The sequence below is a fragment of the Thiomonas sp. OC7 genome (genome assembly GCF_900634595.1).
GTDB classification, from domain to species: domain Bacteria; phylum Pseudomonadota; class Gammaproteobacteria; order Burkholderiales; family Burkholderiaceae_C; genus Thiomonas; species Thiomonas arsenitoxydans.
The window spans coordinates 431,481-445,968 of sequence record NZ_LR131953.1 but is presented as its reverse complement, the minus strand read 5'-3'; the positions used below and the strand labels follow the sequence as shown (position 1 = coordinate 445,968).

The 14,488-nt window shown below is 66.0% G+C and carries 16 protein-coding genes; 6 read left to right on the top strand and 10 right to left on the bottom strand.

What is annotated here, in order from left to right; all coding sequences use genetic code 11:
• Nucleotide 1: 1 nt before the first annotated feature.
• The 10 genes from BIO17B3_RS02130 to flgB all read right to left on the bottom strand — a co-directional run bounded on the left by BIO17B3_RS02130 (nt 2) and on the right by flgB (nt 8,029).
• Nucleotides 2–400 (bottom strand): hypothetical protein, encoded by a 399-nt coding sequence (locus BIO17B3_RS02130; RefSeq protein WP_156052830.1) that lies wholly within the window; start codon nt 398–400, stop codon nt 2–4.
• A 53-nt stretch (nt 401–453) separates the two neighbouring features.
• The gene (gene flgJ / locus BIO17B3_RS02125; protein WP_156052829.1) at nt 454–1,554 is read right to left on the bottom strand and encodes a flagellar assembly peptidoglycan hydrolase FlgJ; all 1,101 of its coding nucleotides are present in this window, start codon (nt 1,552–1,554) and stop codon (nt 454–456) included.
• 22 nt (nt 1,555–1,576) lie between these two features.
• A complete protein-coding gene (locus BIO17B3_RS02120; RefSeq protein WP_156052828.1) occupies nt 1,577–2,806 on the bottom strand; it encodes a flagellar basal body P-ring protein FlgI in 1,230 nt (409 codons plus the stop codon).
• 14 nt (nt 2,807–2,820) lie between these two features.
• The gene (locus tag BIO17B3_RS02115) at nt 2,821–3,534 is read right to left on the bottom strand and encodes a flagellar basal body L-ring protein FlgH (protein WP_156052827.1); all 714 of its coding nucleotides are present in this window, start codon (nt 3,532–3,534) and stop codon (nt 2,821–2,823) included.
• Nucleotides 3,534–4,319, bottom strand: a complete 786-nt coding sequence (gene flgG, locus BIO17B3_RS02110; RefSeq protein ID WP_013105535.1) for a flagellar basal-body rod protein FlgG — start codon at nt 4,317–4,319, stop codon at nt 3,534–3,536. Before flgG ends, BIO17B3_RS02115 begins: the two co-directional genes overlap by 1 nt.
• 46 nt (nt 4,320–4,365) lie before the next feature.
• Complete coding sequence (gene flgF / locus BIO17B3_RS02105) at nt 4,366–5,103, bottom strand: flagellar basal-body rod protein FlgF (RefSeq protein WP_156052826.1); 738 nt, start codon at nt 5,101–5,103, stop codon at nt 4,366–4,368.
• A 20-nt stretch (nt 5,104–5,123) separates the two neighbouring features.
• Nucleotides 5,124–6,368, bottom strand: coding sequence for a flagellar hook protein FlgE (gene flgE / locus BIO17B3_RS02100; RefSeq protein WP_156052825.1), 1,245 nt, complete (start codon nt 6,366–6,368; stop codon nt 5,124–5,126).
• 82 nt (nt 6,369–6,450) lie between these two features.
• Nucleotides 6,451–7,149: a flagellar hook assembly protein FlgD gene (locus BIO17B3_RS02095; protein ID WP_156052824.1), complete on the bottom strand. Its 699-nt coding sequence runs from the start codon at nt 7,147–7,149 to the stop codon at nt 6,451–6,453.
• Nucleotides 7,150–7,190: 41 nt separating this feature from the next.
• Complete coding sequence (gene flgC / locus BIO17B3_RS02090; RefSeq protein ID WP_013105539.1) at nt 7,191–7,607, bottom strand: flagellar basal body rod protein FlgC; 417 nt, start codon at nt 7,605–7,607, stop codon at nt 7,191–7,193.
• 14 nt (nt 7,608–7,621) lie between these two features.
• Complete coding sequence (gene flgB / locus BIO17B3_RS02085) at nt 7,622–8,029, bottom strand: flagellar basal body rod protein FlgB (RefSeq protein ID WP_013105540.1); 408 nt, start codon at nt 8,027–8,029, stop codon at nt 7,622–7,624.
• Nucleotides 8,030–8,264: 235 nt separating this feature from the next.
• On the opposite strand from flgB, the gene flgA reads away from it, so the two are divergent.
• The 6 genes from flgA to BIO17B3_RS02055 all read left to right on the top strand — a co-directional run bounded on the left by flgA (nt 8,265) and on the right by BIO17B3_RS02055 (nt 14,457).
• Nucleotides 8,265–8,999, top strand: a complete 735-nt coding sequence (gene flgA, locus BIO17B3_RS02080) for a flagellar basal body P-ring formation chaperone FlgA (RefSeq protein WP_156052823.1) — start codon at nt 8,265–8,267, stop codon at nt 8,997–8,999.
• A 178-nt stretch (nt 9,000–9,177) separates the two neighbouring features.
• Nucleotides 9,178–10,155, top strand: a complete 978-nt coding sequence (locus BIO17B3_RS02075) for a GGDEF domain-containing protein (protein ID WP_156052822.1) — start codon at nt 9,178–9,180, stop codon at nt 10,153–10,155.
• Between the two features lie 76 nt (nt 10,156–10,231).
• Complete coding sequence (locus BIO17B3_RS02070; RefSeq protein WP_232054158.1) at nt 10,232–11,335, top strand: histidine kinase; 1,104 nt, start codon at nt 10,232–10,234, stop codon at nt 11,333–11,335.
• The gene (locus BIO17B3_RS02065; RefSeq protein ID WP_156052820.1) at nt 11,332–11,841 is read left to right on the top strand and encodes a chemotaxis protein CheW; all 510 of its coding nucleotides are present in this window, start codon (nt 11,332–11,334) and stop codon (nt 11,839–11,841) included. Before BIO17B3_RS02070 ends, BIO17B3_RS02065 begins: the two co-directional genes overlap by 4 nt.
• A complete protein-coding gene (locus tag BIO17B3_RS02060) occupies nt 11,838–12,887 on the top strand; it encodes a chemotaxis protein (protein ID WP_156052819.1) in 1,050 nt (349 codons plus the stop codon). The genes BIO17B3_RS02065 and BIO17B3_RS02060 overlap by 4 nt, the downstream gene beginning before the upstream one ends.
• Nucleotides 12,888–12,981: 94 nt before the next feature.
• Entirely contained in the window at nt 12,982–14,457 is a 1,476-nt protein-coding gene (locus BIO17B3_RS02055) for a flagellin (protein WP_156052818.1), read from the top strand.
• Nucleotides 14,458–14,488: the final 31 nt, after the last annotated feature.

The window sequence follows — 14,488 nt, the reverse complement described above, 5'->3', positions numbered from 1 at the left end:
CTCATCCCCTCCCTAAAGATTGGCCTTGCGTCTGGCCATACCCCTTGGCCACGCCGCTTGCCGGCCCGTAAGTGGGTTCGGCGGCTTGCCGCTGCGATTGGGTGATGGCCTGCTGCAGCGCGGCGCTCCAGACGGTGAGGGTGTGCTGCAGCGCCAGGGTTTCGTCGCGCAGGGCGGTGACTTCGGCGGTGATCTCGGGGCTGTGGTCGAGCACGGGGTCGCCCGAGCGGCGGCGCTGCGCAAAGCCTTCGAGCGCCTGGAGCAGCGGTTGCCAGATGGGGGTCACGGGAGCGGCGCCTTCGCTGCCGGTATTCACCAGCGCCTGACGCTGCTGGCGCAGCACTTCGGTGAGCGCAGCGACGAGCTGGCGTTCGTCTTGAGGGGGCTGGAGCTGGGACATGGCGGCGGATGCGGGCGCAGGGAGTAAGGGCGCAGGGAGTATGAGAGATAACGTCACTGCGCTGCAGAACTTGAATCCGGCCCTGAATCTACCCCAAGTTGCTGCAGCGCCAGCTGCATGCGCGGGCTGCGGGCGATGGCCACCAGCTTGGCGGCGTAGTCGGGATCGGTGGCGTAGCCGCTGCGCTGCAGCGCGTTGGCGAACGCCGAAATATCGTTGCCCTGACCACGGGCCGACTGGTAACGCGGACGGGAGAGCAGGGCGGCGTAGTTGTCCACACTGTCGGCTACGTTCTGGTAAGCGCGGAAGGCGGCCGTGCCCATGGACGCCACGCCATTCTGAAATTCGCGGGTGAGTGTCTGCACGGTACCGCCGGTCCAGCCGCTGCCCGCCTTGACGCCAAACACATTGTTGCCCGGTGCGTGCTGCCCCCAGCCGGTTTCGAGCGCGGCCTGCGCCAGAATGGCTACGGGCGTGACGCCCAGCTGTTTGGCTGCGGTCTGCACGCTGGGCAGAATGCTGGCGATGAACGACTTGGCCTGTTCGAGCGGCGGGGTGGCGTTTTTGGCGGACGAGCTGGGCGCGGTGGGCGAGGTGCCGGGCGTCGGGTTGAGCGGCTGCACCGGTAGGGCGTTCTGACGGTAGGTGGCGAGCGACTGTGTCGGCAAGGCCGCTGCCGCGCTGGCCAGCGGAAGCGCACTGGCCTGTGTGTTCACCGCATTTGCGGCGATCGATCCGCCGTCAGCGGGTAAGGCGGCGGGGGTGCCCGAAGGTTGCTGTGATCCGGCGGGGTTGAGTCCGGGGTTGAGCCCATACCGGGTAGACAACTCGCGAGCGATATAAGTGGCCAGCCCCATGCCTTGCCCCTGGCTGAGGGTGGTGGCGAGTTGCTGGGTGAACATCGACTTGAACATTGGCCCCGCGGTGTCGCCTAGCAGATCCGGCCCCAGGCTGGTGGCGTTCATGGCGCTGAGCATTTGCTGCATCAGCAGCGCTTCGAATTGCTGCGCCACGGCCTTGATCGCCTGCGGGCTGCGCGGGTCGGCATTGGCGGCAGCCTTGAGCTGGTTCAGCCCCTGGAACGACAGACTGTTGGACGCCGCCGCGCCGCTGGGCGGCAGCGGGGACAGGGGCGGGCTGGGTGGCGTGGTCATGGCGGATGGGCTCTCGACTCGCTCAAATCACTTCGAGCTGGGCGTGCAGCGCACCCGCCGCCTTCATGGCCTGCAGAATGGCGATGAGGTCGTTGGGCGCCGCGCCCACGGCGTTGAGTGCGCGCACCACCGCTTCGAGCGTGACGCCGGGCTTGAACATGAGCAGATTGGCCTTGTCCGCCTTGGCTTTCACATCGGTTTTGGGGACGACGGCGGTCTGCCCCGCGCCGAGCGGGTTGGGCTGGCTGACTTCGTACTGCGTGTTGATGGTGACCGACAGATTGCCGTGCGCCACCGCGCAGGCGCCCAGGGTGACGTTCTGCCCCAACACCACGGTGCCGCTGCGGGCGTCGATCACCACTTTGGCCGGCGGCGATTCGGGAGAGACGTCCAGCGCTTCGACCTGGCCGAGAAAGGCGGTGCGGTCGCCCGCGGTCAGCGGCGCATTCACCTGAATGACCCCGGCGTTGAGCGCCGTGGCCGTGCCCGCGCCGAAACGCTGGTTGATGGAATCGGCCACACGGCTGGCGGTGCCGAAGCTGGGGGAGTTGAGCGCAAGGGTGATCGGGCCCGCCTTATCGAAGTTGTTCGCCACGGCGCGTTCGACCGTGGCGCCGTTGGCGATCATGCCGGCGGTGAGAAAGTTGACCTGGGTGCTGTTGCCCCCCGAAGCGGCGCCAAAGCCGCTGACGACCACACTGCCCTGGGCCACGGCGTAGGTCTGGCCGTCAGCGCCTTTGAGCGGGGTCATCAGCAGGGTGCCACCGGCCAAGCTGGAAGCGTTGCCCACCGCCGAGACGGTCACGTTGATCTGCTGGCCAGGCTGAGAAAACGGCGGCAGGTTGGCGGTGATCATCACCGCGGCCACGTCTTTCGGTTGCAGGTTGGAAGCTACGCCGGGTGGCAGATTGATGCCCAGGCGCTGAAACATGGAGAGCAGCGATTGGGTGGTGTAGGGCACCTGCGTGGCCTGGTCGCCGGTGCCGCCGAGGCCGACCACCAGGCCGTAGCCGACGAGCTGGTTCACCCGCACCCCCTGCACGCTGGTGAGATCGCGAATGGCGGCGGCCTGCGCGGGCAACGCCGCGGCGCAGAGCAGGCAGAGCGCCGCCAGCCAGGCGAGCAAGTGGCGATAAATGGCATGCTCCCCACCCCGGCTCTTTCCGCGAGCGGGGAGGAAGCCATCACTCCTCCCCCACGCCGTGGGGGAGGTTGGGAGGGGGAGGGGGGTGCGCAGTGATTCGGTCGGCATGTCGTCACCCAGTTTCAGAACGGCCACAGCGAGAGGAAGAAGCTCGCCAGCCAGGGCACCTTGGCGGCGGCGTACACATCGCCGGTGCCGCTGTATTCCACGCGGGCGTTGGCAATCTGCGTACTCAGCACGGTGTTTTGCGGGCTGACATCGGCCGCGCGCACCACGCCGGCCACGCGGATGTATTCATGCCCGCCATTGAGCATGACTTCCTTCTGCCCGGAGATCTGCATATTGCCGTTGCTCATCACCTGCAGCACGGTGGCTTGCAGGGTGGTGGTGAAGGTGTTGCTCTGCGAGGTAGCGCCGTTGCCGCCGAACTTGGTGGATGAGGTCAGCCCCATCGACGGCGAGTAGCCGCCCACGGTGAAGGGCTTGCCGAAAAAGCTCGACAGCCCCGCGCTCACGTCGTCGGACTTGTTCACCGTGGTGTTGGTCGATTTGGTGGCGTTGGCGTTTTCCTGGATGAGCACAGTGATCAGGTCGCCCACGCGGTGCGCCCGGCTGTCCTCGAACAGCGAGACATTGGTGCCCGGCTGCCAGATGGCGCCGTTGGGCGTGTGCGCATTCATCGACTCCGGCTCAGCCGGAATGGGCAGGGGCTTGAGCGCACCGCTGCTGAGATGCTGCGGCGCCGTGGCGCAGGCGCCCAGCAGCAGGGCGAACGTCGCGGCCAGCAACAGGCGCAGACGGTGAGAGTCAGAGCGCAGGAAAGACATCGCGGTCATCACAGATTGTTGTTGACGTATTGCAGCATCTGGTCGGAAGCCGTCACCGCCTTGCTGTTGACTTCGTAAGCACGCTGGGTGGAGATCATGTCGACCAGTTCAGCCACCACGTTGACGTTGGACGACTCCAGATAGCCCTGCCGCACCGAGCCTAGACCGTTGAGCGTGGGCTGGCCGGTGTTGGGCGCGCCGCTGGAGCCGGTTTGCAGATAGAGGTTGTCGCCAATGCTCTGCAGCCCGGTGGGGTTAACGAAGCTGGCCAGTTGCAGCGCGCCCACCTGCTGCGGCGCGGCCTGTCCCGGCAGGGTGACGGACACGGTGCCGTCGTTGCCGATGGTCACGCTTTGTGCGCTGGCCGGAATGGTGACGGTGGGCTGCACCAGATAGCCGTTGGCAGTGACGAGCTGCCCCTGGTTGTTGAGCTGAAAGGTGCCGTCGCGGGTGTAGGCGATGGTGCCGTTGGGTTCGAGCACCTGAAAAAAGCCCTGGCCGTTGATGGCGACATCGAGCGAGTTGCCGGTTTGCGTGAGGTTGCCCTGCGTCATCAGCCGCTCGGTGGATACCGGGCGCACGCCGGTGCCCAGTTGCAGGCCGCTGGGATATTGCGTGCTCTGCGACGACTGCGCGCCCGGCTGGGTGAGGTTTTGATAGAGCAGGTCTTGAAACACGGCGCGCGAGCCTTTGAAGCCGCTGGTGTTGACGTTCGCCAAATTGTTGGCGATCACGTCCATGCGGGTCTGTTCGGCTTCGAGGCCGGTTTTTGCAACGTAGAGCGAGCGGATCATGGCGGTTTCTCTAATGGCGTTGTGGGGGCGGGCGTGGCGTGGCGGGTCAGCTCACGTTGAGCAATTGCGTGGCGGCCTGATGGTTCTGATCGACGGTCTGCATCAGCTTGGTCTGCATTTCAAACGCGCGGGTGTTGTCGAGAATCTGGATCATGGCCTGCACCGGGTTGACATTGCTGCCCTCTAACGCGCCCACGGCTAGCTGCACATTGCCGTCGGCCGGCGCCGGGCCCTGGGTGTCGCGGAACAGGCCGTCGGCGCCGCGCTGCATCTGTGCGGGCGGCGGGTTGACGAGCTGAATGCGGTTGATCACGACCAGCGCGTTGGGCTGGCTGCCCACCGGCACGCCGGAGATGGTGCCGTCGGCGCCGATCTGCACTGACTCCAGCGGCGGCACGGAAATCGGCGCGCCGCTCTGCCCGAGCACAGGCCGACCATCGCTGGTGGACAGAATGCCGCTGGCGTTCACTTGCAGATCGCCGTTGCGGGTATAGGCGGTGTCGCCATTGAGGGCCTGCACCGCAATCCAGCCCGAGCCGCGAATGGCCACGTCGAGATTGCGCCCGGTGTGGTTGATCGGCCCTTCCTGCAGGTTCGCGCTGTTGCCTTGCACCGTGGTGTAGGCGCTGGTGGGCAGGGCGTTGCCGTAGACCGGCAAGGCGCGGAACTGCGCCTGCTCGCCGCGGTAGCCGGTGGTGTTCACGTTGGCGAGATTGTTGGTCGTCACCGCCTGCTGGCGCAGAACGGCGCGGGCGCCGGTGGCGGCAATCCACAAGGTATCCATGATGGAGGCGAGCTGTTTTATTACAGGCTAAGCAAAGTCTGTACCACCTGGTTCTGCGTCTTGATGGTCTGCGCATTGGCCTGATAAGCCTGCTGCGCGACGATCAGATTGACCAGTTGCGACGACAAATCGACGTTGGACTGCTCCACCGCGCTGGACTGCAGCACGCCCAGCCCGCCGCCGCCCGGCTGCCCGGTGAGCGGCTGGCCCGAGGCATAGGTGGGCACGAAGTAATTGTTGCCCAGACGCTGCAGGCCCTGCGGCGCCTTGAAGTTGGTGAGGGTGATGAGCCCGAGCTTGGCCGATTGACCGTTGGTGTAGCGGCCGAACACCACGCCGCTGGGATCGATCGACAGATTGCTGAGCTGACCGACCGACGAACCATCGGTGGTGAGCGAGTTCACCACCGAGGTGGCGTTGTAATTGGTCGAGCCGGCGAAGTTGAGCGCGATGGTTGAACCCGAGGCGCCGTCTGCCCATGACAACGGTCCGATCGTGCCGCTTGCCGTGCCGCTGATCGCACCGGTCGAAGTGAACTGGATCGTCAACGGCCCGCCGCTGGTGATGCCGCTGCCGCTGCTGGTCGTGCCGTCGACGCTGTAGTACACATTCCATTTCTGCCCGTCTGTCGATCCTGATGTCAGCGCGTAATAGGTTGTGAGCAGATGCGAGGTGCCCAGGCTGTCATAGACCGTGGCGGTGGTGGAATAGTTGTAGCTGGTCGGATCGTTGATATTGAACGTCGTGCCGCTGCTGATCGGCGTCGAGCTGGCATTGAGGTTCAACCCCAGCGTGCCGCTGGTCGTGGCCTTGGGCGCCAGGGTGGTGGTGGTGATCTGCAGAGGGCCGGAGCCGCCGGTGAGCACCCCGCTGACCGCGGGTGTGCCGATGAGCTGGCCGCCCGCAGCATCGACGATGTAGCCGTTCTGGTCGAGCTGGAACTGGCCGTTGCGGCCATACACCGTGGCGCCGTTGTAGTTGAACTGGAAAAAGCCGCTGCCGTTGATGGCCACATCGAGCGGGTTGCTCGTGGACTCGATATTGCCCTGCGAGAACTGTTGCGCCACCGTGGCTACCGAGGTGCCGATGCCCACCTGGCCATACTGCGGCGAGGTACCCGCGATGGCTGCGGCGTAGGTGTCGGCGAACTGGGCGTTCGAGCTTTTGAAGCCCACCGTGCTGGCGTTGGCGATGTTGTTGCCCATCACCTGCAGGTCGGTGGAGGCGGCTTGGAGGCCGGACAGGGCGGTTTGGAAGGTGCTCATGGAATCCCCCGAAAAATGGTGTGGTCTGAAGGCGGTGTGGTGTTGGGTGCTTCGGGCAAACGCTGCGGGAAAACTCGGCTGACTACATCACGCCCACGATGCTCGACAGCGGCACGGTGCTGCTCTGCCCCTCCATCTGGAGTGCGGGGCCATTGCTGCCGTTGAGATAGACCGACTGCACCTTGCCCGTCCCGAAAGGCACGGCCGCAACCGGCTGGCCGGTGCCGTCCGTGGCGCTGACGTTGAAGGTGTAGTTGCCCGCAGGGGCTTGCTGCCCGCCGCTGGTCGATCCATCCCAGTTGAAGGTTTGCACGCCGGTGGGCAGGGCGCCGAGTTGCAGCGTGTCGATGGTCTGACCTGCGCTGTTGAGCACCTGCACCTGCACGTTCTGCGCGGCCGAGGCCAGGGTGAAGCCCCCGGCCGTGCCGCCGCTGCTGGGCAGGCTGATGCTGTTGTTGTCGAACACGACGGTCTGCCCCACCAGATTGGCGGCCTGCAGCCCTTGCGTCTGCGCGAGCTGGGCGGTGAGAGTGGCCATCGACTGCTGCATGCTTTGAATGCCGCTGGCCGTGCTGAACTGCGCGAGCTGCGCCGACAGATCGGTGTTGCTCATCGGGTTCATCGGGTCCTGGTTGGTGAGCTGAGTCACCAGCAGGGTGTAGAAAGTGTTGACGTTGTTCAGTCCGCTCAGGCCGCTGGCGGCGCTGCCCGAGGTGCCGCTGCTGCTGCTCGTCTGCAGCGAGGACAGGAAGGAATTGGAGCTGATGGGAGAGGTGCTCATGGCAGGGGTCTTTCAGTCAGTGGCGGGGCGTTCTGGACAATTCACTGGCCCAGCGTGAGGGTTTTCAACAGCAGGTTTTTGGTGGTGGTCATCACATTCACGTCGGCCTGATAGGCGCGCGAGGCGGAAATCATGTTGACCATTTCATCGACCGGATTGACGTTGGGGTAGCTCACATAGCCGTCTTTGTTGGCCAGCGGGTTGCCGGGTTCATAGACGAGCTTGAGCGGGCCGGGTTTTTCCACCACACCGGCCACCTGCACGCCGTTGACGCCTGCGGGCACGCCGGGGCCGGACAGCGGCTGCGCGGCAAACACCACTTCGCGGGCGCGGTATGGCTGGCCGTTGGAGCTGACGGCGGAGTTGGCATTGGCCAGATTGCTGGCCACCACGTTGAGGCGGTAGCTTTCAGCCGTCAGGCCGGAATTGGCCACATCGAGAGCGGAGAACAGGGACATGGTGAATGCGCCGCTTAGTTGCCGGTGATGGCGGAGGTCAGGGTTTTGATCTTGCCGGTGAGGAAGGTGAGATCGGCTTCGTACTGAATGCTGTTTTTCTGGAAGGCGGCCTGCTCGCGGTTCATGTCCACCGAGTTGCCGTTCAGGCTCACGTTATTGCCGGCCTGGTAGGCGATGAAATTCGATCCGGCCGGGGCGACGTTGCCAGCGAGTTGCCTGGCGTTCTCGGTCTTGAGCGGCAGGCCGCCGGTTTGCTGCCCGGATAAAGCGGCTTTGAACGCGGCGGAAAAATCGACATCCACCGCCTTGTAGCCGGGCGTGTTCGCATTGGCGATATTGGCCGAGAGCAGTTGCTGCCGCTGCGCCCGTAGGTTCAGCGCGGTTTGCAGCGGGGCGAATTCACGGTCGAGGGCGGAAGTCATGGTCGTGGATTGGGTGGTGAGTGGCGCTTTAACTGCAGATTCCATGCCAGGCGCGACTCGCCGGGATCTGCGGGGGCGAGGCGTCGCAAGCGGCAATCGGCACGGAGAAAGCGGCAAGACCTTGCCGCTCTACAGCTTGGGACGGCAAGCGATGGGCGTCTTACTGAGGGTTCCGGCTGGTACAGACTTTGCGTCAGGAGAAAGGCAAACCTGCTACCCGGCGACATCCTGCTCCATGCCCATCCGTCTTTATTTGTTCTCTGGCCTGCGTCTGCTCGCGCTCGCGTGGGTCGTCAATGTCAGCCTAGGCGTAGCGACATTTGCCTGGGCCGTGCCCGCAGCCGAAAGCCCGGCCACTATCCGCGCGGCGGTGGAGGCGTTCGTGCGCGCGGGGCTGCCCCCGGGCGGGGAAAAGGTGAAGATCGATGTTCAGGGGCCAGCGCCGGGGCTGCGCTTTCCGCAGTGCGCCGATCTGCGCACGGCGTATTTTGGCAACGCCAACCCCTACGGCGCGCAAACCGTGGAGGTGCGCTGCACCGCGCCCTCGGTCTGGTCGCTCTACCTGCCGGTGCGGGTGGACCGGCCGCAGGGGGTGGTGGTCGTGGCGCGCGCGCTGCAGGCCGGGCATGTGCTCACTGCGGCCGATCTCACCACGGTCGAGCGCGACGCCGCCCGGCTGCCCCCCGGTGCGGAGACCGACGCGCAGGCGCTGGTCGGGCAGGTGCTGCGCTACAGCGTGGCGGCGGGTCAACCGCTGGTGCAGAGCATGCTCACCGGCCCTCAGCTTGTTCACTACGGCCAGTCGGTCAGCCTGATCGCGCAGGGCATGGGTGTGCGTCTGGTGGCGCTGGGGCAGGCGATGGCGGACGGCCGCGTGGGGCAATCGGTGCTGGTGCGCAATGTGCAGTCGGGCCGGGTGGTCAGCGGCATTGTGGATGCGCTAGGGCAAGTTGTCGTACCACTGCAATAGCCGACTTTTGCGGACGTCAAAAAACCGTCTTTCGGTGGATGCGCTGAGCAGAAAGGGTTGATTGCAGCCCCGGAAGTGCTGAGTGACGCCAAAAATAGGTCATCTACCCCCTTAAAAAGCAAGGAATCGACTGGCACCGGGTTTGCTAATCAGGAATCACCCTCTGATGGAGATTCCCATGCGTGCCCTTGCTTTATTGCCCAGCGCCGAACCCAAACAGCCGTCCACGCCGACGTTGAGTGTGCTCGAAGGCGGTCTGATCGAAGCGGGCTCCGTAGAGCCCGAAGCTGGACCGGCGGCAGAAACTTCGGCTCTGCGATTGGCGCGGCAGATCTACGCCGCCTGGTTTCAGCGCTGCCTGCGCCAGGGCGGCTATCGCAAAAACCCCGGTGCTGTGGCCGCGTTGCCGCGTGCCGCCATCGAACACCAGCTTGACCGGGCCATCGACCGCAGCGGGCCAGATGCCGCCGAGTTGCTGCCGCTGCACGATGCGCAGCAGCAGCGTCTGGCTGAGCTTGGCACGCTGATCAGCGTGCTGGCGGCCTCCGACAAGCAGCATGCCCGGACCGTGCAAACCTGGGATCGGCTGATCGACCTCGGCCTCGACACCCTGCAGGGCTTTGCCGATCTGGAGGTGGTGTTCGCCGCCCGGCGTGCGGCGCAAGACCCGCTGACCGGCCTGCCGGGTCGCGCCGCGCTGCAGCAGCGCCTGCAGGGCGAACAGTCGCTGGTGCTGCGTCAGGGCCGCATGTGCTCGGTCGTGATGCTCGACATCGACCACTTCAAGAGCGTCAACGATCAACACGGCCATCAGACGGGCGACCGCGTGCTCGCCGCATTCGCCCGCCTGCTGCGCGGCGCGCTGCGTCCCTACGACGGCGTCTATCGCTACGGCGGAGAGGAGTTCGTGCTCGTGCTGCCCGGCGCCACCGCGGCGCAGGCGGTGCAGATCATCGACCGCATGCGGCAGACCATCGTGCAGCGCCCGCTGGTGCAGACCCAGGCCGGCGGCCTGCACATCAGCTTCTCCGCTGGCGTGGCCGCGCTGAACGAGCGCGCGATTGCGCAAACGCTGCGCTGCGCCGATGGGGCGCTGTACCACGCCAAGGCCGAAGGGCGCGATCAGGTGCGCCTCGAACGCGGCCATTGCGCATGAGATCGTCGTTCAGATCGCCGGTCGCAACCGGGTGCGCCGTGCTTTCATGGAGATGGGCCCCGCATTGAGCGTCACCATGTCCGCGTCTCCTCCCCGTCCCCGTCCGCCCAGCGGCCTGCGCCAAGCCAGCGCGCAGGAACTGCTGGCGGCTTTTCGCGTGGATGCGGAGGAATTTTTGCGACTGTTCATCGCCGGCTTGCAAACGCAGCCTACGCGCGAGGACACGCTGCAGTCGCTGGGCAACGCCGCCGAAGCCTTGCGCGGCATTCGCATCGGCGCCGACTTTCTGCAGCTTCAAGCCGTCAGCGCGCTGTGCCGCCAGGGCGAACAGGATCTGCTGCAACAACTGCCATCGGTCGCATCCGGCGCCGCGCTGCAATGGGAAACCTTGCAGGCGGTGATCGACGGCTTGCGCCAGCACTTGCCGCCGGAGCAGGCCGAGCCGACAGCGGCGCCTGCGGCTTCCGAGCCGCCCCCGCTGCAGCAACCAGCCGAAGCAAAGCCCCGCAGCGAGACGCAACCCGAGCCAGAGCCAGAGCCAGAGCCAGAGCCAGAGCCAGAGCCAGAGCCAGAGCCAGAGCCAGAGCCAGAGCCAGAGCCAGAGCCAGAGCCAGAGCCAGAGCCAGAGCCGGAGCCCGTCGCGCCGATGCGCTTTGCACCGCCGCAGGTGTTTGATCCCGCCCCGGCGCCGATCGCGTCCGCAGAGCCGACCCCGCAAACCCCGCTGGACGAAGCACAGACGCTCACCGTGCAAACCGCCGTGGTCGGCCCGTGGGTCGTCGCAATTCCTCTCGCGTTGGCGCCCTGGGTTCTGGAGCCCGGCACGCCGCAGTGGACCGGCCCGGACGGGCAGCTTCTGCTATTGCAAGACGATGTGGCACTGCCCGCGCTCGATCTGCCCGCTTGTTGGCAGGTGCCCAAGCCGCAGCACGAGGTCAGCGGCGCAGCACTGTTACTTCAGCCCGATTCGGGCGAGCCGCCTTTTGCCCTGCGGGTGCAGGCCCTTGGCCGCCAGCAAGACCTGCTGTTCTGGCCCGTGCCCGCGTCCGTGCAGTCGGCTTGCGGCGTGCGCGCGGCGGCGTGGGAAGGCGCGCCCTGGCAGCCAGACACCGGGCAGCCCGTGCTGCTGCTCGATCTGCCCTGGCTCGAAGCGCGCCTGCGCGTGGGGAGCGACCGATGACCGGCACGATCTCCTGGCTGCAGTTCCGCGTGGGCGATCAACTTCATGCGCTGGAGGCGGCCCCGGTGCGCCAGATTCTGCGCTCGCCGAAACTGCTGGCGCTGCCGCTGGCGCAGCGCCACCCGCATTGCGCGGGCCTGATGGCCTGGCAGGGACGGCCGCTGCTGGTGCTCGATCTGGGCGCCTGTCTGCTGCGCCGCCCGAGTTTGTCTCGGGGCGATGCACGGTTTCTGGTCTGGAGCCAGGCGCAGCAGGCCGGTGTGCTCGCGGTGGATGACGTCGGCGGGCTGCTGCGGCTGTCCGCCACCACGCTCACCCGGCACTGGGCGCCGGTGCAGCCGGGGCTGCGGCCGCCGTGGAACGCCATCCGGGGGCTGTTGCACGCGGGAGCGCCGTCACTCGCCGAGCCTTCCGGTCCGCAGGCGCCCTGGGTCGAACCCATCGCGGTGTTCGATGTCGCCGCGCTGTGGCAAGCCTGCTGGAACGCCGGGGGAGCACAACCATGAAGCGCACGCCGCAACGCAGCCTGCTGCTGCTGGGCCTGTTCGCGCTGATCTGGGGCGCGGCGCTGGGGGTTGCCGCAGGTCTTGACGCCGAACCCGCGCTGCTGCTCACCGTCTGGGGCGCAGGGGCGGCTCTGCTCGTGCTGCTGGCGTTCTATCTCGGTCTGTCTATTCGTCTGGATTTGTTGCAGGTGCAGCAAGTCTTGCGCGAAGCGGTCGCCGCGCCCGATGCGCAGGCGCCGCTCAAATCGTCCCTGGCCGCCTTCTGGCAGCCGTTGATCGACGCGGCCTCTGCGGCGCGTCAGCCCGTGGAAGACGCCGCCCGAGAGAAGGTCAAAATCGCCGCGCAAACTGCCGCCCAGCTCGCCGCTCTGCAGTCGGCGCTCGAAGCCGAGCGGGCGCAAAGCAGCGCCTGGCAGCGGCAGGCGGCTCAGGCGCAGGCCGAATTGGCTCAGACCAGACAGCAGGCGCAGGACGCGGCCCGTGCAGTAGCGGCAGCCAAAGCCGAGGCCATTGCAGCGGCTTTGCCCGCCCCGCGTGTGGCGATGGAGAGCATCGCGCGGGTACAGCGCGAACAGCAGCAAGCCGCCTGGGCGGAACTGAGTTCGCTGGCCAGCAGCCTCGCCGCCGAGGTCGAGGCGCAGATCGGCGCGGCCGCCCAGCGCGAGGCGACCGCCCAGACGCACGCCGCCGCCCGCGCCGAAAAACTGGCGCAAGCCGAGGCTGAGCACAAGCACAGCGCCAAACAACTCGCGCAAACGGCCGAGGCGCTGGCCCTGCTGGGGCTGAACCTGCGGCTGCAACTCTCGCATCTGGCCGCCAGCCCGGCCGCTGCCGAATTGCTCGAACAAACCGAAGCCGATCTCGACGCCTTGCTCGGCGCCGTCGTTCAGCCCAGGGCGGAACCCGGCCCGGCGGCAGAGTCAGCCGAGCGGCCCGCGCCAACAGCGGAGCAAGACCCGTCGCCAGCCGACGCCCTGGCCCCTCTGCTGGAGCGCCTGCGTGCCGTTGCGGAGCGGGCGGCGCAGGCCGCGCAAAAAAAATCCTAAAGCGCAGTTGGAGCGTGCCGTTAAGAGGAGTGCGGACAGGGTTGTCCGTATTCGGCACGGATGCCGGATTTCCCCATAGCAAAGGAGCTCCATCATGGCCATTTCCGGCATCATCAACACCAACGTCAACGCGCTGAACACCCTGAACGCACTCGGCAGCACCTCCAGCAGCCTCAGCACCTACATTCAGCAACTGTCCACCGGCAAGCAGATCAACGGGCCTGCGGACAACCCGGCGGGCTACGCCATTTCGCAGCGCTTTCAAACCCAGATCAACGGGCTGAACCAGGCCGTGTCCAACGGCAACCAGGCCGTTTCGCTGGTGCAGACCGCCACCGGCGCGCTGCAAAACGAAACCAACCTGCTGCAACAGATCCGCACCATCGCGGTTCAGTCGGCCAACGGCTCCAACACCTCCTCCGACCGCGCTTCGCTGCAAGGCGTGGTGTCGCAGTTGCTGGCGCAGGTGCAGACCATCTCCACGCAAACCCAGTTCAACGGCCAGAACATCCTCGACGGCTCCTTCAGCGGCCAGCAGTTCCAGGTGGGTGCCAATGCCAATCAGGTCATCAACGTGTCCATCGCCAACTCGCAGGCCAATGCGGTTGGGGTCAATACGGTCGGCACCAGCGGCACGGTCTATTCCGGCGCCAACGGCTCGGTAACCAATAATGGCTACGGCTCGGCCTACACCATCAGCACCGGAGCGGGCAACTTCACTGCGGGCACGGTGTCGATTTCTGGCTCTGCCGGCGCCAGCGGCGTGGCGGTAACAACGGACGAATCGGCCGCCAATATTGCCGCGTCGTTCAACGCCATCACCCAGCAGACCGGCGTCACGGCAACGGCCAACACCAGCGTGGCGTTTACCGTCACTACGGGGTCGTACACCTTCTCGCTGAGCAACGGCACCTCGGGTAGCCCGACCAACACGGTCAACATTTCCGCCAACGTCACCAGCACCGATCCCACGGGTCTGAGCGGTCTGGTAGCCGCTGTCAACAACAGCACGGCGCAGACCGGCGTGACCGCCAGCGTCAACTCCAGCAACCAACTGGTGCTGAGCCAGAACCAGGGCGAGAACATCCTGGTATCGGGCTTCGGCGGCAGCGGTTCTCTCACCGCAGGGACGGCGCCAGCCATCACCAGCGGAGCCGGAACCGCCTTGGTTCAGGGTTTTGTACAACTGCAGTCCACCCAGGGCTACTCTCTGGCTAACGGCTCGAACATTGGTTTGGACAGCATCAGCAAGCTGCAAGCTGCGTCGACGGTCAATGTGTCCACGGTGGAAGGTTCCAACCAGGCCATCTCCATCATTGACAGCGCCATCAACGCACTGAACCAGCAAGGCGGCGCGCTGGGTGCGATCCAGAACCGGATTCAGGCTTCGGTGCAGAACTCGCAGACCACCGCGACCAATCTGCAGGCGGCCCAGTCTGTGGTGCAGGATGCCAACATCGCCCAGGCGACCACGCAGTTGTCCAAGTACCAGATCCTGCAGCAAGCGGGCATCTCGACCCTGGCGCAGGCGAACTCGCTGCAACAGAGCTACCTCAAGCTCCTGCCGTAATCGAGCTTGATCGTTTCTCCAGGGGGTTTCC

What these genes read in the sequence shown, in the direction of transcription:
- BIO17B3_RS02130 (WP_156052830.1), bottom strand. Translation starts at nt 400, where the DNA reads ATGTCCCAGCTCCAGCCCCCTCAAGACGAACGCCAGCTCGTCGCTGCG.
- BIO17B3_RS02095 (WP_156052824.1), bottom strand. Translation starts at nt 7,149, where the DNA reads ATGAGCACCTCTCCCATCAGCTCCAATTCCTTCCTGTCCTCGCTGCAG.
- flgA (WP_156052823.1), top strand. Translation starts at nt 8,265, where the DNA reads ATGCCCATCCGTCTTTATTTGTTCTCTGGCCTGCGTCTGCTCGCGCTC.
- BIO17B3_RS02070 (WP_232054158.1), top strand. Translation starts at nt 10,232, where the DNA reads ATGTCCGCGTCTCCTCCCCGTCCCCGTCCGCCCAGCGGCCTGCGCCAA.
- BIO17B3_RS02120 (WP_156052828.1), bottom strand. Translation starts at nt 2,806, where the DNA reads ATGCCGACCGAATCACTGCGCACCCCCCTCCCCCTCCCAACCTCCCCC.
- flgE (WP_156052825.1), bottom strand. Translation starts at nt 6,368, where the DNA reads ATGAGCACCTTCCAAACCGCCCTGTCCGGCCTCCAAGCCGCCTCCACC.
- BIO17B3_RS02060 (WP_156052819.1), top strand. Translation starts at nt 11,838, where the DNA reads ATGAAGCGCACGCCGCAACGCAGCCTGCTGCTGCTGGGCCTGTTCGCG.
- BIO17B3_RS02065 (WP_156052820.1), top strand. Translation starts at nt 11,332, where the DNA reads ATGACCGGCACGATCTCCTGGCTGCAGTTCCGCGTGGGCGATCAACTT.
- flgC (WP_013105539.1), bottom strand. Translation starts at nt 7,607, where the DNA reads ATGTCCCTGTTCTCCGCTCTCGATGTGGCCAATTCCGGCCTGACGGCT.
- flgB (WP_013105540.1), bottom strand. Translation starts at nt 8,029, where the DNA reads ATGACTTCCGCCCTCGACCGTGAATTCGCCCCGCTGCAAACCGCGCTG.
- flgF (WP_156052826.1), bottom strand. Translation starts at nt 5,103, where the DNA reads ATGGATACCTTGTGGATTGCCGCCACCGGCGCCCGCGCCGTTCTGCGC.
- BIO17B3_RS02075 (WP_156052822.1), top strand. Translation starts at nt 9,178, where the DNA reads ATGCGTGCCCTTGCTTTATTGCCCAGCGCCGAACCCAAACAGCCGTCC.
- flgJ (WP_156052829.1), bottom strand. Translation starts at nt 1,554, where the DNA reads ATGACCACGCCACCCAGCCCGCCCCTGTCCCCGCTGCCGCCCAGCGGC.
- BIO17B3_RS02055 (WP_156052818.1), top strand. Translation starts at nt 12,982, where the DNA reads ATGGCCATTTCCGGCATCATCAACACCAACGTCAACGCGCTGAACACC.
- flgG (WP_013105535.1), bottom strand. Translation starts at nt 4,319, where the DNA reads ATGATCCGCTCGCTCTACGTTGCAAAAACCGGCCTCGAAGCCGAACAG.
- BIO17B3_RS02115 (WP_156052827.1), bottom strand. Translation starts at nt 3,534, where the DNA reads ATGACCGCGATGTCTTTCCTGCGCTCTGACTCTCACCGTCTGCGCCTG.